General features: G+C 70.4%; 15 protein-coding genes. 7 read left to right on the top strand and 8 right to left on the bottom strand.

The features are described 5' to 3' along the window. Positions 1-16: 16 nt before the first annotated feature. From ACSRUE_RS36945 to ACSRUE_RS36960, 4 genes are all read right to left on the bottom strand, one after another. Positions 17-1,045, bottom strand: a complete 1,029-nt coding sequence (locus tag ACSRUE_RS36945; RefSeq protein ID WP_441287674.1) for an ABC transporter substrate-binding protein — start codon at positions 1,043-1,045, stop codon at positions 17-19. Between the two features lie 169 nt (positions 1,046-1,214). Next, entirely contained in the window at positions 1,215-2,456 is a 1,242-nt protein-coding gene (locus ACSRUE_RS36950; protein ID WP_441287675.1) for a methyltransferase, read from the bottom strand. A 312-nt stretch (positions 2,457-2,768) separates the two neighbouring features. After that, positions 2,769-3,278, bottom strand: coding sequence for a hypothetical protein (locus ACSRUE_RS36955; RefSeq protein ID WP_441287676.1), 510 nt, complete (start codon positions 3,276-3,278; stop codon positions 2,769-2,771). Between the two features lie 23 nt (positions 3,279-3,301). Next, positions 3,302-4,645 carry a hypothetical protein gene (locus ACSRUE_RS36960; RefSeq protein ID WP_441287677.1) on the bottom strand — a complete coding sequence of 448 codons (1,344 nt, stop codon included), beginning with the start codon at positions 4,643-4,645 and terminating at the stop codon, positions 3,302-3,304. A gap of 1,082 nt (positions 4,646-5,727) precedes the next feature. Here ACSRUE_RS36960 and ACSRUE_RS36965 point away from each other — a divergent pair. The 4 genes from ACSRUE_RS36965 (at position 5,728) to ACSRUE_RS36980 (ending at position 10,166) form a co-directional block, all read left to right on the top strand. Then, positions 5,728-6,129 carry a hypothetical protein gene (locus ACSRUE_RS36965; protein WP_441287678.1) on the top strand — a complete coding sequence of 134 codons (402 nt, stop codon included), beginning with the start codon at positions 5,728-5,730 and terminating at the stop codon, positions 6,127-6,129. Between the two features lie 680 nt (positions 6,130-6,809). Then, positions 6,810-6,989, top strand: a complete 180-nt coding sequence (locus tag ACSRUE_RS36970; RefSeq protein ID WP_441287679.1) for a hypothetical protein — start codon at positions 6,810-6,812, stop codon at positions 6,987-6,989. Positions 6,990-7,178: 189 nt separating this feature from the next. Then, on the top strand, positions 7,179-8,852 hold the full coding sequence (locus ACSRUE_RS36975) for a DUF1592 domain-containing protein (protein ID WP_437768839.1): 1,674 nt from the start codon (positions 7,179-7,181) through the stop codon (positions 8,850-8,852). A 9-nt stretch (positions 8,853-8,861) separates the two neighbouring features. Next, positions 8,862-10,166: a DUF1552 domain-containing protein gene (locus tag ACSRUE_RS36980; protein WP_441287680.1), complete on the top strand. Its 1,305-nt coding sequence runs from the start codon at positions 8,862-8,864 to the stop codon at positions 10,164-10,166. Between the two features lie 356 nt (positions 10,167-10,522). On the opposite strand, the gene ACSRUE_RS36985 is transcribed toward ACSRUE_RS36980, so the two are convergent. The 3 genes from ACSRUE_RS36985 to ACSRUE_RS36995 all read right to left on the bottom strand — a co-directional run bounded on the left by ACSRUE_RS36985 (position 10,523) and on the right by ACSRUE_RS36995 (position 13,167). Next, positions 10,523-11,476, bottom strand: a complete 954-nt coding sequence (locus ACSRUE_RS36985) for an MBL fold metallo-hydrolase (protein WP_441287681.1) — start codon at positions 11,474-11,476, stop codon at positions 10,523-10,525. Positions 11,477-11,515: 39 nt separating this feature from the next. Continuing rightward, positions 11,516-12,169, bottom strand: a complete 654-nt coding sequence (locus tag ACSRUE_RS36990; protein WP_441287682.1) for an MEDS domain-containing protein — start codon at positions 12,167-12,169, stop codon at positions 11,516-11,518. A gap of 239 nt (positions 12,170-12,408) precedes the next feature. Continuing rightward, a complete protein-coding gene (locus ACSRUE_RS36995; RefSeq protein WP_441287683.1) occupies positions 12,409-13,167 on the bottom strand; it encodes a hypothetical protein in 759 nt (252 codons plus the stop codon). 149 nt (positions 13,168-13,316) lie between these two features. Between ACSRUE_RS36995 and ACSRUE_RS37000 the strand changes: the two genes are divergently transcribed. The 3 genes from ACSRUE_RS37000 to ACSRUE_RS37010 all read left to right on the top strand — a co-directional run bounded on the left by ACSRUE_RS37000 (position 13,317) and on the right by ACSRUE_RS37010 (position 15,825). Then, positions 13,317-13,772 carry an amidase family protein gene (locus ACSRUE_RS37000; RefSeq protein ID WP_441287684.1) on the top strand — a complete coding sequence of 152 codons (456 nt, stop codon included), beginning with the start codon at positions 13,317-13,319 and terminating at the stop codon, positions 13,770-13,772. A gap of 156 nt (positions 13,773-13,928) precedes the next feature. After that, positions 13,929-14,306: a hypothetical protein gene (locus tag ACSRUE_RS37005; protein ID WP_441287685.1), complete on the top strand. Its 378-nt coding sequence runs from the start codon at positions 13,929-13,931 to the stop codon at positions 14,304-14,306. 310 nt (positions 14,307-14,616) lie between these two features. After that, the gene (locus ACSRUE_RS37010) at positions 14,617-15,825 is read left to right on the top strand and encodes a pyridoxal phosphate-dependent aminotransferase (RefSeq protein ID WP_441287686.1); all 1,209 of its coding nucleotides are present in this window, start codon (positions 14,617-14,619) and stop codon (positions 15,823-15,825) included. A 37-nt stretch (positions 15,826-15,862) separates the two neighbouring features. On the opposite strand, the gene ACSRUE_RS37015 is transcribed toward ACSRUE_RS37010, so the two are convergent. Next, positions 15,863-19,849, bottom strand: coding sequence for a serine/threonine-protein kinase (locus ACSRUE_RS37015; protein WP_441287687.1), 3,987 nt, complete (start codon positions 19,847-19,849; stop codon positions 15,863-15,865). Positions 19,850-19,910: the final 61 nt, after the last annotated feature.

Genomic DNA, 19,910 nt, shown 5'->3' on the forward strand with positions numbered 1-19,910 from the left:
CCGCGCCCCCAGGCCGTCAGCCCTTCGGCTTGCCGTTCGCATCCCACTCGGCCCAGAAGCGCTCGAGTCCGGCGTCCTTCAGCGCCCGGTTGAGGAAGCGCCGATCGGTCCAGGGCTCGACCTCGAACGTGCTCCTGATCAGGCCGTACTTCTTCGAGTCGGCGACCGCCGACGTGTACCGGGCGATGGCGTAGTCGTCGAGCAGCGGGCTGGCGTTCTGCTTCATGTCCTCGCCCTGCTGCGCTTCCTTGTAGTTCGCGAAGGGCGTGCCCGACTTCGACCAGAGCTGGAAGGCTTGCGTGCGGTTCTTCTCGTCCGCGACCCACGCCGCTGATTTCACCGCGAGCGTGATGATCTTCTGCACGACGTCGGGGTATTCGTTGATGAAGTCCTCCCGCGCGATGATGCCTGAATTGCTCGGATAGGTCGGGGAATCCCCCTTCGTCGTGTAGACGATCTTCGCGATCCCCTGGTCGCGCAGCGAGAGATAGTCCGTGCCACCGAACACCGCGTCGATGTCCTTCGTGGCGATCGCCGCCTTCGCGGTGGAGGCATCCATGCTGATGGACCGGATGTCCCTCTCGCTCAGCCCGTGGCCCTCGAGGATCCGGTTCGCGGAGAGCTGCGAGGCCGTGCCCTTCTGGAAGGCCACCTTCTTGCCGCGCAGATCCCGGACGCCGGTGATCGGCGAGTCGGCGGGCACCACGAGGTAGGCGTGTCCGCGCCGGCTGGCGCTGGCCAGGAGCCGCGTCTTGAGGCCGCTCGCCCGGCCGACCACCGAAGGCAGGTGACCGTGGGTCCAGATGTCGAGCAGGTTGTTCGCGACCGCCTCGTTCACGGCGGGGCCGGCGCCGCGGAAGAAGTTCCACTTCACCTCGATGCCGTCCTTCTTGAACTCCTCGGCCAGGGTCCCCTTGAGGTGCAAGAGGGAGAAGAAGCTTCCTCCGGTGACGGGGCGATTGCCCACGCCGACGCCGGGCACCCCGACGCGGATCACGCTGGGCCCGGCGGCCCGGGCCCTGCCTGCCAGAAGCGCTGCCGACACCGCTGCAGCGGCGCCTCCCAAGAACTGACGTCTTTGCATGGCGCCGCGATGTGCACCGTGCGTGCCATTCCATGAGACCCGTGGAATCAAGGGTCTGCCGCGCGGCGCTGTTGCTGGAGAAGCACCCGATCCGCAGGGCTGCTGGCGAGCGGCCCGCCGCGGGGCCGCGTCAGCCGCCGAGCCCTCCCGGCCTGGCGCTCGCGAAGATCGCGACGTTCCTCGGCGTCACCTCGGGCTCGAACACGATCGCCGCCTCGACCTCGTGCCCTCGCTCGCCGAGGGCCGTCGCGCGATCCAGCGCGACCGCGACCTCCGTGAGCCGGGCCAGGAGCGCGCGCGGCAGCGTGAGCCGGCGCATCTGGCCGAACGCCGCGCGCGCCGCGACCTCGCGCTCGCGGAGCTCGGCCTCGGTCGCCGGGCCGAGGCCCCGCAGCGCGAGCGCCCGCGCCGCGAGCTCGCGCAGCCCGCCGTGCGCGCGCCGCCGGTTGATCCCGCGCATCTCCTCGCCCAGGGCGACGTCGAGCCCGCGGCCGCGGAGCAGCGACAGCAGCGCGTGCCGCCGCTCGCGGGCCAGAAGCTCCTCGTCCAGGCTGGCCTCGACCCCCGCCGGGCGCGCCGTCAGGTTGGTGAGCCCCAGCGCCTCGCGCCGAAGGACGAGCCCCGCCGCCCTGGCCGCGGCCGAGAGCGGGGCGCGGGCCGGCGCGCCGATCTTCTGCAGGCAGCACGAGACGAGCGCCAGGTCGCAGGGCGCCTCGGCCGCCGCCGTCACCGTGCGGTCCCCGAGCTCGCCGCAGGCGTGCAGGCCGACCGCCAGGTCGTCCGGACCGAACGCCAGCGCCTGCTCGAAGGCGTCGAACGCCACGAAGCGCGCCCGCCCCCCGGCGGCCAGCGCGGAGGCCGTGGCCACGCGGTCGGGCTCACGCTCCAGGCCGACCGCGTCGCGGTCGAAGCGCGCAGCGGCGAGGCGGGTAAAGTGGCCGTGCCCCGCCCCCACGTCGACGAGGCGACGGGCGCGGGCGGCCATGGGCGCCACCGCGCCGAGCAGGGCCTCCAGCTGGAGCCGCTTGCGCGCCGGCACCGCCCGCAGCTCGTCCAGCGACGCCGGCGGGAGCGGCTGGACCGGTCGCCGCGGCAGCCTGGCCGCGTCGTCCGCGGCCCGCGCCAGGGCCACGAGGCTCGGGGGCGCGCCCTCGAGGCCGTCGATGCACGCGGCGAGCCCCTCGGCCTCGCAGCGGGCGAGATCGGCGTCGGAGAGCGCCAGCAGGAAGCCCGTCCAGCCCCGCGCCTCGCACCAGGCCGGCGGCGGCCCCTCGTCGACGCGGGCCTCGACGATGTCGAGCGCCGGCACGAGCACCTCGAGGGCGCGCGCGAGGCGCTGGGCGACGGAGGGCGGCGTGGTCGGTGGGGGCATGCGCGGACTGGAGGCGGGCGAGGAGTACCGGATCCGCGCCGCGCCAGGAAGGCGCCTCGGGCGCGGCGCCGGGGGAGCTCGCCCCATGCCCACCTACGATCTTGCGGCCGTAGACATCCACGATCAGATACAGGAAGTAGAACGCACCGCGCACCGCGCTCTTCAGGCAGGTGATGTCCCAGCACCACACCTGATTGGGCTTCTTGGCGACGAGCGTGGCGTCTGGCCGCGGGGGCGCCAACGAGGTGGGCTCATCGAGAAGACGACCGCACCGCCCGCGCTGCCGTGGCGGCCAGACGCTCGTTCACTTCCTCAGGGCGGGAGCGCGGCGATGAAGTCGCGGATGCACGCGATCTCGGTGTCGCTGAGCGCCGCGCCGCCGAACGGCATCCGGTCGTTGCACGGCGGGTCCGGCGTGACCTTCGTGTAAATCGCGCTGGCGTCCGGGTCGCCCGGGACGAGCACCGAGCTGCCGTTGCCGCACACCGACGCCTGGCCCTGGAGCGTGTTCTCCCACCCGGCGGCCAGCGAGAGGCCCGCCAGCTTGGTGTTCTCGTCATGGCAACCGGCGGTGGCGCACTTCATCGCGACCAGGGCCGGCGCTTCGGCGCATCCGCTCGACCCCCCGCCCGTCGTGGCGCCGCCGCTGCCGGTCACCGCGGCGGTGCCGCCGCCGGCCCCCTGGTCGTCGGTGCCGCCGCTGCCCTGGTCGTCCAGGGGGAACTCGTCCTCGTCCAGGGTCCCAGCGCAGTTCAGGAGGAGCGCGCCGTTGGTCAGCAGGGCGGCCGCGGCGAGCGCGGCGCGCCCGTAAAGGGAAGTCATGAACGTCACGTGCTACCTCTCTCTCAATAGACGTAGGCTCCGGCGAGCCGCAGTCCCAGGTATTGATCGATGGCCCCGCCTGCGATGTACGCGTCGCCCTGCTCGGGCTGGAACGACGAGAAGAACCGGGCGTACTCGACGAGCAGGCGCGCCTCGATGCCGGTCGCGACTGGGACCATCACCCCGGCCAGCGCGCCGATGCCCTGCACGCTCGCCCCGGTGAACCGCTCGTAGACCGGGCCTGACGAGAGCGGCAGGATGTACTCGGCGCCCAGCGCCAGCGCGATCGGGCCGACCGGAAAGCGCCCGTCGAGGCCCGCCCGGAACAGGGTGTACGAGACGTTCGGCACCGTCATGGCGAGGTCCGCCGGCGCGTCGATCTCGAAGGTCAGGAACCGGAGCCCCGCGGAGATCCCGAGCACGGACGCCTCGCCGAGCGACAGCCGCTCCCGGAGCCCCAGGTTGATGCGCTCGTAGGTGGTGCTGATCGGGTCGCCGCTGCCCACCGCCGAGTTGAGGCCGAGCGCCCGCGCATACCCCGCGGTGACCCCGAGGCCCTTGAGCACCGCGATGTCCGTCGACGCGAGCGGGTACAGCTCGCCCGAGACCGACAGCGCGGGCTGTCCGAAGACGCTGTAGGGCGGGAGGTTCTGCGTGCGCGGATCGGAGTAGTCGAACCAGCGGCCGACGAACTCGACGCCGAGCTCGATCGAGAAGAGCGCCGAGCCGGCCTCGTGCGGCGCGCGCTCGCCGCCCTTCCCGCCCTCGTCGGCGTCCCTCTCCTCGTCCCCCCCGTCGCCATCCTCGCCTTCGCCTTCCCGGTCGCCCTTCACCTCGTCCTCCTCGACGGGCGGCGGCGCGGGCGGCGGCGCGATCTGCGCCAGCGTCGGGCCGAGCAGCTCTTCCAGCGCCCTCTTGCGGTCGTCCCGCGAGCCGCTCAGCGGCACCGCGCTGTCCACGGCGAGGTCGCCGGCGTTCTCGTCGACGTAGACGAGGTGGACCTCTTTCTTCTTCTTGTTGGTCCGCGAGACGCCGTAGATCACCCCTTCTGCCTTCGCAGCCTTTCCTGCCTTGCGGATGCGGTCGATGGCCTTCTTCCGCTGAGCCTTCGACACGAGCGTGTCCCCGACGGGCTTGGTCTGGCCGGCGCCTTTCAGCGACTTCGAGAACGCGTCAGGGTCCACGACCCCCAGCGTCTCCGGCATGATGGCGAGGATGTCCTCGCGGATGTCATCCGCGTTGGGGCCTTCGATGCGCACCGCGATCGACTTCGACGCCTTGGGGGCGGCGAGCGTGGCGGGCGCGAGCGCGAACGTCGCGGCGGTCGCGGCGGAGAGCCCGAGCAGGATCCGCCCGCAGAGGCTCATGGAAAGGAACAGCGTTGTAGTTCTGGCGGGTTTGTGCACGGGCCTCTCGCTAGCGGCAGAGACGTCAACCGGGGCTTGCACGGGCGTCAGCCTACAGGGGACCTGGACGAGCTCCCGCAGGCTGTGGAGTGAAGGCGGCCCCTTCGATGCATGGATAAGTTGCTGGCATCGCGTCGCTTTTCCAGGGGGTCGTATAGAAAAGTCGTCTGTCAACCCGGAGCAGGTCCCGCAGTGTGACGGAACCTGGAGCACCTGATCCGGGACGGGGCCAATGTGATGACACCGTGCACCCCAGGAGGGGCTGAGCAGAGCCCGCCGCAACATAGGTCACGCTGCACCCAAAGTTGCCGTCCGGCCGCCTTGCCGGATCTCGGAGGATTCCGGTGGAGAATATCCTGGATCTCACGACAGCCGAACCGAGGCTTGCCGTGGTCTCCAGTGCATTGAACTTGGCAAAACACCAAGCACCATCGATCGGCGATCGCTTCCGTGATGACCGACCGAACGGAATCGGTGCCGAGACCGGTCAGATGACAAAAGTCTCGGTGCGCATGACGACCCACCCGAGGCGAAGCAAAAGGATACCTGTCGAGGGGAATGTGAACGATCACATGGCCGATGTCAACGCCAATTCATGGGCCCGCGGGGAGATCCCCGAGCCCGATGGAGGGCAAGGCTGGCGGGGCTCCTCCAGCGCGCCGCGTCAACATGGGCGGACGCCGGACAGCGTTGATCGCCGGCCCGCCCGACGCGCTCGAAGCCGAGCAGCGCATCGCCGGTTGGCGCTCGACGCTGCGAGCCCGCCGGCGCCTGGCCGCCGCCTCTCGTGCGCGGCGATCTTGTGCGCGGTGACTCGAACGCGCGGTCCAGCGCGAGCTCGCCCGCTGCTCCTGCGCTCGCCGGACCTCTCGGAGCTCGGGCGCCGCGGCCGGCCGCCGCTGCGCGCCCATCGGGATCGAGGATAGCCGCGCGTCGGCCGATTCTGGTTGACGCCAGTAATGTGAACGTTCACAATTTGATTCTCCGAGCTGCGATAACTTGGCTGAGGTTGCTGCTTACATGACAGGAGACGTCGGATGTCGATGAGCATGAAGCTGATGAGTGCGGTGTTGATGAGCGTCGGCATTGGCTTTGCAGGCGCAGCATGGGCCGCGAACGGGACCGCGGACGTCCCCGGTTCTGTTGCCGAGGGGAAGGATTTTGGCTGCGGTGCAAAAGGACAGAAGGCTTGTCCGATGCAGGGCTGGATGAAGACGGTGATGCAGTCGGCAACCACGAGCGGCGACGGCGCGAAGATCGCGTCGGCGCTGGAATACGTGGCGTCGAAGCCGCCGCCCGGGATGCCCAAGTGGGTCGCGATCTCGAAGGATGGCGCGGAAAAGGCCAAGAAGGGCGATATCGACGGCGCCAAGGCGAGCTGCAAGGCCTGCCACGATCTGTACAAGGCGGAGTACAAGGCGAAGCTCCGCGACGTCGCCTTCTGAGGCGCCTCTCTCTGCTATCTCCCTCTCCGCTCCGCGCGCCGTTCCATTTCCGGTTGACACCGAAATGTGACCGTTCACAATGCCTTCTCGGGGTATCCTACTGCTTTGCCCTGGACAGGCTGTCGTGCGCGCCGGCCCTTCGTCCCCGGGATCGGGATCGATCTCGGCACCGGGTACGTTCGTTCGGTCGTCGAGCACGCGTGCAGCGGCGCGTTCGCGGGGGCATCGCTCGCGCCATGCGGCGCTCTGAGCGCGAGGCCCCACCTGCGATCCGCACACGCACCGGTTCACTCAGCTTTCAGCCGTACGCAACCAACATCGTCGAGGCTGCCGTGAGTTCATATGCAGCGATAAATCGTCGCTCTCGCTGGATTGAGCCTGGTGGGATGCGGCTCGTCGGATCCAGAGCCGGCCCCGGGAAGGTGGAGCACCCCCTCCCGGGCAAGAGCGGGGAGCGACGGCGCCCGTGGAACGACCAGCGGTGGGGCGACCACGCTCACGCAGAGCGGCGCGGCGTTCGTGAGGTGGAGCGCCTGGAAGTTCTTTATGGGAGTCCTCCTCGCCCCCCGGGGTTGGGGGAACGACATGGAGATGGCGCGGCCAAGCAGGAACGCGATGGCTCATCTGGTGACCAAACCGGCCGAGTCCGCCGCATCCACCCCCGGCGCAGAAATACTTCAATGGACGATCTTCACGGCCTCTCGAGAAATCTCGAGCGAATCGTGATCGTTCTCGGACGCTCGGGTCCGGCTCAGGGCCAAATGCGACGCACGGCGGACGCCCGCCACGGCGACGGCGGCGTCATCGCGCAGACGCCGCCCGAGACGCTGCTCTGGCTGTGGCGCGGCGACTCGCGCTGAACCCGGGAGCGACATCGATTTTGATCACGAACACCGCCATTGTAACAATCAACGGAGACGCAACTACAAGGAGCTCGATGTTCGGATCGCGTTTGGATTTCCTGGCCTCACCCAGCTTCGTCTAACATTTCAGCCTAGCAAGAGCGTTCCATGCCAATCGCAAAACGAATCGGTGTACTACGTTCACTCATGAGCCGCTCGTTTGGCCTTGCGGCGCCGCTCGCGGTCGTCGTGGCCAGCGGGTGCACGGGCGTCTTGGGAGTCGAGGGCGAGGCGGCGCCGGCGACCGAGACGCCGCCGGCGGCCGAGTGTGGCGCCACCCCTGCGCTGGCCAAACCGCGCATCTGGCGGTTGACCAACACCCAGCTTGCCAACACCTTGCGCGACGAGTTCGACGTCCAGCCGGCAGCGCTTGCGAACCTGCCGAGCGAGGCCAGGCTCGACGGCTTCGCCAACCAGGCCTCAGACCTGCGAATCGCGCCGCTCCTCGCGGACGTATATTTCGCCGTCGGTGAAGAGCTCGGAGCGCACGCGCTCCAGAACCCCGACAAGTTTGGGATCGCCTGCGACGTCGACAGCTTGGCGCCTGGCCCTTGCCTGGACGGTTTCGTCACCGAAACGGGGCAAAAGCTCTGGCGCCGCCCGCTCTCGACGACTGAAGTCACCTCCTTGAGCGCGCTCTTCGCCAAGACCGCCGCGCAGGGCGAAGGTGCTGCCGGAGGCGTCAAGAGCGTCGTGCAGGCGCTGTTCATGTCGCCGAACAGCCTGCACCGCACGGAGCTCGGCACGGTGAAGGATACCGGAGCGGTGACGGCGCTGACGGACCACGAGGTCGCTTCGGCGCTCTCGTACCTGCTCTGGGATAGCGCGCCGGATGCTGAGCTCACCGCGCTCGCGGATCAAGGGGAGCTGCGCGACCGTACAGTGCTCTTGGCCCAGGCCAAGCGCATGTTCGAGGCGCGCGACAAGGCGGCGCCGGCCATGAACCACTTCTTCGAGCAGTGGCTGGAGCTCGAGAATCTCTCGACTTCGGTGAAAGAGGCCAGCGTCTTTCCGATGGTAACGCCCGAGTTAGCGCCCGAGTTCACCGCCGATTTGAAGGAAGAGTTGCGCCTGCTCACGAACAGCGTACTCTTCGACGAGGGAGCGGATCGTCGCTTCGACTCGCTGTTCATGGGCACGTACGCGTTCGTGAACGAGCGCACCGCTCCGCTCTACGGTTTGAGCGGGGTGACCGGCGACGCCATGGTGCGTCGCGAGCTCAATCCGACGGAACGCCGAGGCATCTTCACCTCGCTGCCGTTTCTCTGGGGCCACGCGCACAGCCAAGATACGGGCCTCGTCGGGCGCGGCGCCTACGTCCGCGCAGAGGTCCTATGCCACCGCGTGCCGCTGCCGCCCGGCGGTGTTCCGAATCCCGGCCGTTTTGCCCCGGAGGACGCCACGGGTCGGCAAAGACTCGGCGTTCATGCGAGTCCGGGCTGCGCCGTCTGTCACGATCTGTTCGATGGAATCGGGTTTGCGCTCGAGAACTACGATGCTATCGGTCGCTACAGGACGACGGATCACGAGCAGCCGATCGATGCAAGCGGCAGTCTGCCGCTGCCGAGCGAGGAGAATGCGCTTCCCGGAATCGCGTTTTCCAACTTCGTGGAGCTTGTGGACGAGTTGGCGCAAAAGCCGGATGTCTACAGCTGCTTCGCACAGCAGTTCGCCGCCTACTCTTCAGGATACGACTTGCCGGAGCTCGACGCCTGTGAGAAGGAGCGCCTCGTGGACGAATTTGCGCGCTCACAGCACGCGATTGATCAATTGGTGCTGGGCGTGATCGCGTCGCCCAGCTTCATCGACCGGAGGAACTAGGAGTTCGCCATGCGCAACGTAAAATTTTCCCGGCGTACGATGCTTCGTGGCCTCGGTTACGGGACGCTCTTCTGTTCTGGGCTGGCCGACAACCTCTACGCACAAACCGTTCCGCGAGTCACGCGCGTCGCCATGTTCGGCTACGCAAATGGCTCTCAGTATCAATCGGAGCCGACCGGCGGCGAAAGAAATTTCGTGCTCAAGCCGCACATGGCGCCGCTCGAAGCGGTGCGCGACGACATCCTGGTGTTCAAGAACCTGACGCTCAAACGCGACGGCGGTAACGCGCACCGCTCGGCGTCGTATTCGGTGTTCGGCCTCGGCGCGCGGACCAGCATCGACCAGGAGTTCGCCAGGTTCCTCAAGGACACGACCCCCCTGGCATCGCTGGAGATCGCGGTCGGTCAGACGTCCGGCGACGGCGGCGTCATCCCCGGACTGTCTCAGGTCGATGGGAACTTCATCCCCAGCGTGAAGAACCCGCTGGCTGCGTATCAGCGCATCGCCAACCGCATCAGCGGGGGCGGCACGCCCATGAACACGCCGAACGCCGCCGAGCAGGCGCTGCTCCGCCGTCAGAGCGTGCTCGACTTCATCAAGGACGATGTCCGGTCCTTCCGCGGGCGGCTCGGGCCGGAGGAAGGCGCCAAGATGGACTTCTACCTCGAGTCGCTGCGCACGCTCGAGCGCGATGTCGGCGGCAGCATCCCCACAGAGGGCTCGTGCAAGCAGATCGCGTCGACGCTGCTCAGCAAGGACACCATGATGAACGACATGCCGGAGCACAGCCGGCTGTATCTCGACATCATGGCGATGGCCTTCGCCTGCAACATCACTCGCGTGGCGACCATGATGTGGGGCGGCGGCGAAAACAACGAAGCCGTCAAGCTCGGTGACATCGATATCTCAGCCTGGCACTCCATCTCACACGGCGATCCGGACGGTGCTCCTGGACAACAAATCACTCGGCTCCAGGCCTATTTTGCGGGAGAGTTCCGCTATTTCATCGAAAAGCTGAAAGGCCTTTCCGACGGCGAGTTCTCGGTGCTCGACAACACCGCAGCGGTTCTTTGCACCCAGAACGGCAGCAGCCAGTTGGGCTCCGGCCAGAACTTCGCCGAGACCGACCACCCGCCCCAACACGCACCTTTCGTGGTTGCCGGCAGCTGTGGAGGTGCTTGGACGACCGGGCGCCTGCTCGACGCCGGTGGGCGCAATCACAACGACGTTTATGTCAGCATTGCCCGGGCGATCGGCATGAACGTGACGTCTGTCGGCCGCGCTGACTGGTGTCGAGGTCCGCTCATCACGTAGCTGGCGGCCGATCGCGGCGCGGCAACGGCAGTGCCGCGCCGCTCCGCGGGTTCCCAATCCCGTGACCGAGCCCCGCAGGCTGTGGAGTGACGCCGCAGCACGCCGTGGCGCTGCGCCGTCTCGCGCAGCACAGCGCCCTGAAGCGCCCCGGCGCGTACCCGCCGCCCACGAGGATCCATGGGACGAACCTTCTCCGAGCTGGACGACGACCTCATCGGCTTCCTGGCCGAGCAGCGCCTCTTCTTCGTGGCCTCCGCCCCCTCGGGCAGCGGCGGGCACGTCAACCTGTCGCCGAAGGGGCACGACACCTTCCGCGTGCTCGACCCGCGGACCGTGGCCTACCTCGACCTGACCGGTCAGAGCCCGCGGGTCTCGCCGACGTCGAGGATCCAGAGGCGCTCCATGTCGCCTCGGCGCTTCAGGAAGGCCTCGCGCGCGCGGACCGGCGGCTCGCCGATCGGCTCGTCGGTGAGCTTGTACGTGCCCCAGTGCATCGCGACGAAGGTGCGCGCGCCGAGCAGCTCGGACGCCTGCACGGCCTCTTCCGGGCCCATGTGCTGCGGCTCCATGAACCAGCGCGGGGCGTAGGCGCCGATGGGCAACATGGCCCAGTCGATGGAGCCGCCGCTTCGCTCGCCGATCTCGGCGAAGCCGTCGAAGAAGCCGGTGTCGCCCGAGTGGTACGCGGCGCCCTCGGGGCCGCGGATCACGAAGCCTCCCCAGAGCGCCTCGTTCCTGTCCCAGGGCATGCGCATCGACCAGTGCCGCGCGGGCACGAGCGTGATCTCGACCTGGCCGACGTGGACGGACTGCCACCACGCGAGCTCGTCGATCGCGCCCGCGCCCAGCTTCGCGAGGAGCGCGCCGTTGCCCTGCGGCACCACGAAGCGGGGCCGGAGCGGCGCGCTCTTCTTGCCAAGCTTGCCCGGGTGCACGGCGTGCGCCGCGAGGATGCGCGACAGCGTCGGCGTGTCGAGGTGATCGCGGTGGTTGTGCGTGATCAGCACCAGATCGATCTCGGTGAGGTCCTCGAGCGGGATGCCCGCCGGGGCGAGCCGCTTCGTGGTGCCGAGGCCTGTCGCGAGGATGGGATCGATCAGGATGCGCAGGCCGCCCAGCACCAGCAGGAACGACGCGTGGCCGATCCACGTGAGCGAGGCGCGGCCGCTCTCGACGAGCGAGCGGTCGTACGCGCGGTGCGGCGTGACGAAGCCGTCGGCGACGGCCTTCTCGCGGGCGCCGAGCTTCCACTTGAGGACGTCGGCCGCGCCGCGCGCGGGCGTGGTGGCGAGATGATCGAAGCGTCCCACGCCCGGCGGTATACCACGCGGAGCGGGCGGCGAAGAGGGTCAGCCCGCGTTCGCGAGAGCCACAGGCGCGCGCCGCAACGCCAGCTTCCTCAGGAACGTCACCGGGTCGAGGTAGTACGGATTCTCGTGCACGTGTCCGCCGATGATCACGTGCGAATGCGTGGCGAGCACATCGGCGATCACCCGGCCGCTGAAGCGATTGACGTCGTAGCAGCAAAGAAGCGTGCAGTCGTGCCTGGGCGCCAGCGTGTTCAACTTTGCTTCGTAGACCATCAGGTCCTCGGTGCCCGGCAGGTTCTTCAGCGCCCATTCCATGTCGCCGCAGGTGCGAACGGACTTGAACTCGCCTTCGGCAGCGCCCTCGAGCACGCCCTCGAGGATCGAGTACATGCGGTCGGCGACGAACACGTTGTCCTGGATGTACGTCTGCTCGGAAGGCACGACCTTGAGCTGGCCACGCCGGATCGCATCCTGCACGGGCACGCCGCCCTTTTGCATTCGATCCACATGGTCGTCATGGGCGCTCGACTCGAAGATGGTCACCACCTCGTCGCCGACATCGATCCCTTCCCGGAAGTACGGATTGAGGACGTCGTACATTTCCTTGCGCGAATCGAAGAACGCGCAGATGTGCTTCAGGCCGTGCAGCTCCTTGCCGCAGAGACTCACTTTTCGCGTACGTGTCGGCGCCATGTTGCACTCCTGGAGCTCGCACGTCTACCACCTCGTCGCGTTCGCGTCGACCCATCCTGGTACAGCTTCATTCCCGAATTTCGTCCCTGGATCGGCGCTGTGTCAGCGTGGCGGCGATCCGGGCTGATCGGGCTCCTGAACGAAGCGAGCTCGTCGGGGGACAACGCCGCCGAGCGAGCACCTCGATGGGCGCGGTTTCCCCTCGGCCGCATGGCTCGGCCCCGTCGTGTTCGTCGCTCTCAGTCGTTCGCTGCGTGGCCCAGCTGCAGCAGTCTCCGCGCGACCGTCAGGTTCCACGCGATCATGAGGAGCCCGCCAGGCATGGCGATCGCCATGAGCATGCGGCTCGACTCCGACGCGAATGTGGCGCCGGCGATGTAGACGAGCAAGAGCGAGATGCCGAGCATCCCCGTGTACGGCGCCACACGACCGAACAGCCTCCCCTTGAACATTGCGACGGTCATGAACAGCGTGCCAACGCTCGAGAGGAAAAAGCCCACGAACGCGCCCATGCTCCCGTGTGCCCCCTTGGCGAGCAGGGCCTCGCCGGCCCCCCGGAGCGCAACCCGCTGTGCTTCCGTGGATGCGACCGCGTAGTCGCGGCTGAGCTCGAGCATGGGCAGCGCCGCGTTATTGGCGGTGAAGACGGCTGTCCCGAGGGTCACGACGACCAGCGCGAGGGCCGCGCAGCCCGGGCTCGCGCTTCGATGAGCCCCGTACAGGGCAACGTACAAAGGGAGCCCGACAAGAGACACCGTGACGTTCAGGAGGTCGAGGTTGCGCAAACCCAGCCATGGTTCTTGATGGAGCTGGGTGAACCATTGCTCGACGGTGACCGGCACGGTCGAGGCTTCCCACCCCGGAATCATCGTGAGCACGACATCAGCGAGTGTCCCCGCCAGCGCGACGAGCGCGGCGACCGCACCGAGGACATAGAGGCTCCGCCAGGCGGACTCCGCAGCCGCCTCAGCCCGCCGTTCTCCTTGCGCATCAGACATGGGATCCTCTCTCCGGAGACGCCACCCGCGCCCGGCGTGGCAGTCGGCTGTGATGCACGACCTGTCTACACGACAAAGACCATGGCGGGAACACGACGGCGAACGCGCGCATCCGTTATACAGGACGATACATCCGTTATAATGGACGCATGCCGCCCACCTCGCTCGTGCGGGCCACCGCCGTCGAGCTCCTCGCGCTCTATCGATCCCGGAGCGCTTCCCCCGTCGAGGCGCTCCGCGCCGTCCTCGCCCATGTGGAGCGCCACGGAGCCGCGCTGAACGCGTTCGCGCTCCTCGACGAGGAGCGGGCCCTGGAGGCCGCGCGGGCGTCCGAGGCGCGCTGGGCTCGAGGCGAGCCGGTGGGGCGCCTGGACGGGGTGCCTGTCTCGGTGAAGGACCTCCTGCTCACGCGCGGCTGGCCGACCCGGCGGGGCTCGCGTGCGGCACGAGGCGAGCACGCTCGTGCTGGCCCCCCGAGGCTCGCGGTCCTTCAAGCAACGCCGCGCGCCACGGGGCCCGAGCTCGCGACCGCAGCCCGGGACCGGCGGAGCGCCGGCGGCATCCTCAGGATGCCACCCGCGATGCGCAACTACGCGCGCAAGTGAGCGAGGTTTCGCTCAACCACGCGCGCAAGTGAGCGAGGTTTCACGCAACATGCCCACGCACGCCTCCGAGGAATAGCCCGAAGAAGCGGGGGGTTTGATGCGCGGGCACCTGCCTTGCTCTGAGGGAACAGCGAACCCTCACAAGGAGCTGCTCAGATGAAGAACACCATTCGCGCCGCGCTCGCCATCCTGTCGCTTGCCTCCGGCCTCCTGGCCGGCTGCGTCGTGGCCCCCGACGAAACGACCGCTCCGGAGGAGACGAGCGCCGTGACAGAGGCGCTCGTGAACAACGGCGGGGGCACCGGTTCGCTGAGTTGGTGGTGCAGCGAAGACGGAAGCTGCACGTGCGAGGGTGGAACGCTGTCGTCAGACTGCTGGGGGCTCTCTCAGTACTGCATTGACAGGTTCGAGTGTCGCGTCAGCTCGCCGTACCTGTGCTATTGCCACTGGAAGGTCGTGCGGCAAAGCCCGGGCGTCAAGGCGACGACCGGGACAGTCGGGAACGCGACAGTCGGGGCGGCGATCGGTCCGTGAGCGCCCGCGCGGCGGCAGGGCTCGCCCAGTCGGGTTATCCGCCGGCACGCTGTGGATTTGTGCGGGCGCCGCACGGGACGAAGGCGCGAACAGGGTGCCCCACGAGCGCCTGCGGGGGGACAACGACTGCTCCGTAAGCCGAGCTCGCACCGCGGCCCATCCTCACCCTGGTCGCACGCCTCCGCACACAAGTTCTGGGGCCGCGCCTCTCGCTCTTCCTTCTTGCAACTGGCCAGCGAAGGTGGCCTCCTGAATCACGGGGACGAATCGCCTGGTTGATGCTGGTTGAACACCACGAGAGGAGCGCTCCATGCAGCCTCGAACGACAGCGAGCAACGCGTCCGACGCCCCGAATCGCCGGGCCGGCGCGCCGCCCATCGACATGGCGCTGAACCACGGCACCTACTGCTCCGAGCGGTGCGCGGACGTCCTGCGGCGCCACGCCGGCAACATCTCCCTGCGGAGCTACCCGGCCGGGGACAACGGAGATCTCCGGCGCGCGCTCGCCGCCGACGCGGGCGTCAGGCCGGAGAACGTGCTGGTCGCCAACGGGAGCGGCCCGCTGCTCAAGACCTGCATCCCGTTCCTGATCGAGCGCGAGATCAAGCGTTCGGCGATGCGAACGCTGCGCCATTTGCTGAAGCGTACGGCATATCCCATCATCACCCCCCGGCTCACCTACTCCAAGGTGCCTGCGTCCGCGGTCCGCGTGGGGCTGCGATGCGAGCTGCTCCCGCTCCATCCGGAGAACGGCTTCGCGCTCGACGTGGGAATGCTCGAGTCGCGCCTCTCGCGGCAGGACGGCCTGGTTTACCTCTGCAACCCCAACAACCCCACGGGCAACGTCCTCATCACGAGGCAGGAGCTCGGTCCGCTGCTCACCCGGTTCCCGGACTCCCTCTTCTTCATCGACGAAGCGTACGTGCACTACCTCGAGGAGAGCCCGAACACCCGGATGGCAGACCTGGTGCTGCGCCACCCCAACCTGATGGTGCTGCGCAGCTTCTCCTTCGCCTACGGGCTCGCGTCGGTGCGCGTGGGGTACGCCATGGGAGACGCGACGGTGGTGGCGCAGATGGAGGCCAAGATGACGCCGCACCGCGTCGGGCAGCTGGCCGCAGAGCTCGCGATGGCGTCGCTCCAGGACGGCGGACACCTCGGGTTCGTCCGGCACCAGACAGCGAGGGAGCGGGCCAGGCTGATGGCGGCCATCGGAGCGCATCGCGCGCTGGAGGCCTATCCGTCACAGACCAATTTCATCCTGTGCCGCGCGCGCGGGGCCTGGTCCGGGGCGAAGATCCACGACGCGCTGCTCGCCCGAGGCGTGAAGGTGAAGGCCTTCGAGCCGTTCGGCGACGAGCGATACGACGACTACTTCCGCGTGACCGTCGGCCTTCCGGCGGAGAACACCTTCTTCACCGAGCAGCTCGACGCCCTGATGCGCCCGCGCCGCAGGGAGGAGCCCTCCAGGACGGCGGCGCCGGCGGTCCGCCAGGTCGAGCTCTCGGAGCTTGCTTAGCCGAGAATCTGCTCAAGGTCCCTGGGGAACGCGGCGCTCAGGCGACAGCCCAACGGCGCTCCAGAGCCCACGCCTCGGCGAGCGCGAGCGTCCGGGCGTTCTCGGGGATGCTCTCCAGGAAGCTCTGCCGCAACGCCGGCCTGCCGATCTTCGCGGCGCGCTCGAGGAGCCGCGCGCACGCCGCGTCGATGATCTGCGCGGCGCGCTCGCGCTCGCCGGCGGCGCGCAAGGCCTCGGCGTAGGTCAGGCGGATCAGCGACTCTCCCTCCTCGGCCATCCCCGCGTCCTCGATGAGGCGGAACGCCTCCTGCGCGTGGATGAGCGCCTCGGCCGCGCCCTCGGGCCCCCCTCCCATCCGGGCGCGCGCGAGGAGGGCCAGCGCCACCGCGCGCAGGAGCGGCGCCACGTCGAGCAGCGCCGCCGCCGCGCCCGCCTCGCGCGCGGCGGCCTCGCCGTCGCCCGACAGCAGCGCCGCCCGGGCGAGGTACGCGCGCGAGAGCCCCTCCATGCGCCGGTTGCCCTGCCGGCGCGACGCGTCGATGGCCTGCTCGAGCAGCGCGCGGGCCTCGTCGATCTGGCCCGCCGGGAGGAGGGCGTGCGCCAGGTTCTGGCGCGCGGTCGCGAGCACCTCGTGCAGATCCATCCGTGTCGCCTCGGCGACGGCCGCGCGCAGCAGCTGCTCCGCGCGCTCGAGCGCGCCGAGCTCGGTGAGGATGAAGCCCATGTTCAGCTGGACAGAGCAGGCCTGTCGGCGGTCGCCGGCGCGCCCGAACGCCCCGGCCGCCACCTCCAGGGCGTCCACCGCGGCGGCGTGATCGCCCGCGAGCGCGGCGCGGAACGCGACGGTCTGGTGCAGCCCCCCGACCGCCTCGTCGTCGACGGCCGGAGGCTCCCCCGCGAGGCGCAGGGTCTGCTCGAGCAGCGCGTCGGCGGTCGCGTGCTGGTTGGCGAGCATGAGCTCCGCCGCGCACCCGGAGAGGCAGAGCACCACCGCGCTCAGCGCCCCCTCGGCGGGCGCCGTCGCCGCGAGCCGCGCGGCCCACGCCCCGGCGCGCTCGACGCCGCCCTGCTTGCTGGCGCTGATCAGCGCCGCGGTGAGCGCGCGGTACCATGCGCCCGAGCCCGGCTCGAGCAGCGCGACCGCCTCCGTCGCGCGCGCCTCGGAGGCCGACAGCTCGCCGCGCCACAGGTGCGCCTCGGCCTGGACCAGGCGCAGGGCGCCGAGATCCCGCCCGCTGGCCCCGGAGGCCACGCCCCGCTCCGCGCGCGCGAGCGCGGCCGCGAGGTCGTTGCCGCGGAGCGCCTCCTCCGCCGCGGCGCAGAGCCACCGCACGGCCCGCTCGGGTTCGCCGCCGCGCTCGCAGTGCCCGGCCAGGGCCAGCGCGTCCCGCTCCCCCGCGCGCTCCAGCCACTCGGAGGTGAGCCTGTGCCCGAGCCGCTGATCCGCCTCGGTGAGCATCCTGTACGCCGCGTCGCGCACGAGCCCGTGCCGGAACGCGTACTCCACCTCGCCCGGGAACCGGGACGCGGGCCGCCGCGCGATCCACTCCTGCCGCTCCAGCGCGAGCAGGCAGCCCGCGAGCGCGGCGTCGTCCCGGTCCACCCCGAGCAGCCGGGCGACCGCGCCCCACCAGAACACCTCGCCCAGCAAGCTCCCGGCGCGCAGCGCCCGGCGCGCCTCCAGATCGAGCCCCTCGAGGCGCGCCTGCACCATGGCGAGCGCGGTCTCGGGCGCCTCGCCCGCGTCGCGGCCCACGGCGCCGTCGGCGCCCTCGGCCGCCACGCGCAGCATCTCCTCCAGCAGGAACGGGTGCCCCGCCGCGCGCCGCACGAGCCCCTCCACCTGCTCCGCGGGCGCCTGCTCCCCGAGCGCCGCGCGCACCAGCCGCTCGCACGCGAGGGCCGGCAGCGCCCCGAGCCGCATCGCGGTCGCTCCCCGCTCGGCCCACAGCCCCGGGAACACCTCGTCCACGTCGGGCCGCCCGAGCCCCAGCACCAGGAGCGGGCTCGACCGGAGCTGCCCGAGCGCCGCGTCCACGAGCTGCACGGTCGGCAGGTCGCCCCAGTGCAGGTCCTCGAGCACCAGGAGCACCGGCCCGGCGCGGCACTCCGCCTCCAGGAAGGTGAGCCAGGCGCGCCGCACCTGGTCGGCCATGAGCATCGGGCTCTGCCGGGCGGCGCGCAGCTCGCGCCGATCCGCGTCCGGGAACGGCGCGCCGATCACCTCGCCCAGAAACTCCGTCACCCGCGCCTGCTCCGCGGCGTCCACGGATCGCGCGACGCGCGCGGCGAGCTTCTCCCGGCCGCGCTCCTGCGGCTCGCCCTCCGCGATCTGGGCCGCGCGCCGCACCACCTGGGCGAGCAGCCCGAGCGGCGCCCCGGCCCGCACCGCGTCGCCCTGCGCCGTCCAGATCTGGGGCGGCGCCTCGCGGCCGAGCACCCTGCGCGCGAGCTCGATGCGGAGCCGCGACTTGCCCACGCCGGCCGCGCCGATCACGAGCGCCGCCTGGGCGCACGGCTCCGAGGCGCACTGGTCGAAGAGGAGCTCGAGCCAGCGCAGCTCGCTGCTCCGCCCCATGAACGGCGTCGGCTTGCCGAGCAGCGCGCGCGCCTCCTCCAGCGGCTCCTGCTCGCCGAGCAGCGCCGCCCCGCGCTCGCCGTGCGCCACCTCGAAGCGCGGGCCGAGGAGGGACGCGGTCATCGCGTCGATCGCGATCGGCCGGAGCGCCTCCCCTGCGCCCCGCTCCGCGGCCGTGAGGCTCGCGACGGCGCGGTCGATCACGGGCCCGAGCGGCTGGGTCCCGTCCACGACCTCCCAGCCCGTCGCGAGCGCCACGTCGGAGGCCTGGAGCAGCGCCTTGAGCGAGAGGGCGCACCGGGCCGCGCTCGCCGCGAGATCCGTGGGCGCCTCGGCCCCCGTGAGCAGGGCCGCGATCGATCCGTCCCGGAGCAGCTCCACGCGCGCGCCGTGCAGGTCGACGGTCCTCCGGATCGCCTGGAGGAGGGCGAGCGGCCAGCGCCGCTGATGGGTCAGGCCGCGCGCCGGCGCCGTGCTCGCCTCGCTGGACACGGCCTGCGCCGGCTGCGGCGGGTGCGCCGGCTCGGCCCGGCGCGCCGCCAGCACCACGCTGACCAGCCGCCGCTCGGCCGTCGTGAGGCCGACCGACGGCGCAAGGGGCGCCGCGCTCGCCTCGCGGATCTCCGGTGCGCGCAGCTCCGCCGCGACCGCGAGCGCGTCCCCGGGCCGCAGCCGCCGATCCTTGCCCAGGAGGCGCGAGAGCAGCGCGTCGAGCGCCGGGGGCGCGCCGGGCCACAGCTCGCGGAGGCGGGGCGCCTGCTCGAAGAGCACCTTGGTGAGCAGCGCGACGACGTGCACCCCCCCGAACGGCGGCCGCCCGGCGAGGCACTCGAACAGCACGCACCCGAGCGCGTACAGGTCGGCGCGCGCGTCGATGTCGGGCTCGCCGCGGACCTGCTCCGGCGCCATGTAGGCGGGCGTCCCCACGGGGGCGTCGGGGTTGGTCAGGGTGTACGTGACGTCGGGGGCCCGCGCGATCCCGAAGTCGAGGATCTTCACCGCCGCGACGTCGCCGCCCGGCAGGAAGAGGTTCGCCGGCTTGACGTCCCGGTGGACCACCCCGCGCAGGTGCACGGCGCCGAGCGCCTCGGCGGCGCGCGCGGCGAGCGCGAGGCTCTCGTCGAGGCCCAGCGGCCCCCGCCGGAGCCGCGCCGCGAGATCCTCGCCGTCGAGCCACTCCATGACCAGGTACTGCCGGCCCTCGGCGGTGACGCCGTGGGCGACGTGCCGCGCGATGGCGGGGTGGTGGAGCCCCGCGAGGACCCGCGCCTCCCGGCGGAACCGCTCGGCCTGCTCGGTCTGCGCGGCGTCCGTGTGCAGCCCCACCTTGAGGGCGACGGGCTCCCCGGTCTCGCGGTCGATGGCCCGATAGACCGCGCCCATTCCCCCGGATCCTGCGACGCGATCGAGCTCGAAGCGACCTGCGAACAGGTCCCCGGGGCGCATGCGCGGAGTATCGGGCACGCACGCCGCGCGTGCCAGGGTGGAGCGCGCGGCCAGGACCGAC

It is taken from the genome of Sorangium sp. KYC3313, from assembly GCF_052075895.1.
In the GTDB taxonomy this organism is placed as follows: Bacteria; Myxococcota_A; Polyangia; order Polyangiales; family Polyangiaceae; genus Sorangium; species Sorangium cellulosum_B.

Bases quoted from the DNA above. Each gene is read 5' to 3' on its own strand.
- ACSRUE_RS36950 (WP_441287675.1), bottom strand. From the start codon at position 2,456: ATGCCCCCACCGACCACGCCGCCCTCCGTCGCCCAGCGCCTCGCGCGC.
- ACSRUE_RS36955 (WP_441287676.1), bottom strand. From the start codon at position 3,278: ATGACTTCCCTTTACGGGCGCGCCGCGCTCGCCGCGGCCGCCCTGCTG.
- ACSRUE_RS36960 (WP_441287677.1), bottom strand. From the start codon at position 4,645: ATGAGCCTCTGCGGGCGGATCCTGCTCGGGCTCTCCGCCGCGACCGCC.
- ACSRUE_RS36965 (WP_441287678.1), top strand. From the start codon at position 5,728: ATGAGCATGAAGCTGATGAGTGCGGTGTTGATGAGCGTCGGCATTGGC.
- ACSRUE_RS36970 (WP_441287679.1), top strand. From the start codon at position 6,810: ATGGACGATCTTCACGGCCTCTCGAGAAATCTCGAGCGAATCGTGATC.
- ACSRUE_RS36975 (WP_437768839.1), top strand. From the start codon at position 7,179: ATGAGCCGCTCGTTTGGCCTTGCGGCGCCGCTCGCGGTCGTCGTGGCC.
- ACSRUE_RS36980 (WP_441287680.1), top strand. From the start codon at position 8,862: ATGCGCAACGTAAAATTTTCCCGGCGTACGATGCTTCGTGGCCTCGGT.
- ACSRUE_RS36990 (WP_441287682.1), bottom strand. From the start codon at position 12,169: ATGGCGCCGACACGTACGCGAAAAGTGAGTCTCTGCGGCAAGGAGCTG.
- ACSRUE_RS36995 (WP_441287683.1), bottom strand. From the start codon at position 13,167: ATGTCTGATGCGCAAGGAGAACGGCGGGCTGAGGCGGCTGCGGAGTCC.
- ACSRUE_RS37000 (WP_441287684.1), top strand. From the start codon at position 13,317: ATGCCGCCCACCTCGCTCGTGCGGGCCACCGCCGTCGAGCTCCTCGCG.
- ACSRUE_RS37005 (WP_441287685.1), top strand. From the start codon at position 13,929: ATGAAGAACACCATTCGCGCCGCGCTCGCCATCCTGTCGCTTGCCTCC.
- ACSRUE_RS37010 (WP_441287686.1), top strand. From the start codon at position 14,617: ATGCAGCCTCGAACGACAGCGAGCAACGCGTCCGACGCCCCGAATCGC.
- ACSRUE_RS37015 (WP_441287687.1), bottom strand. From the start codon at position 19,849: ATGCGCCCCGGGGACCTGTTCGCAGGTCGCTTCGAGCTCGATCGCGTC.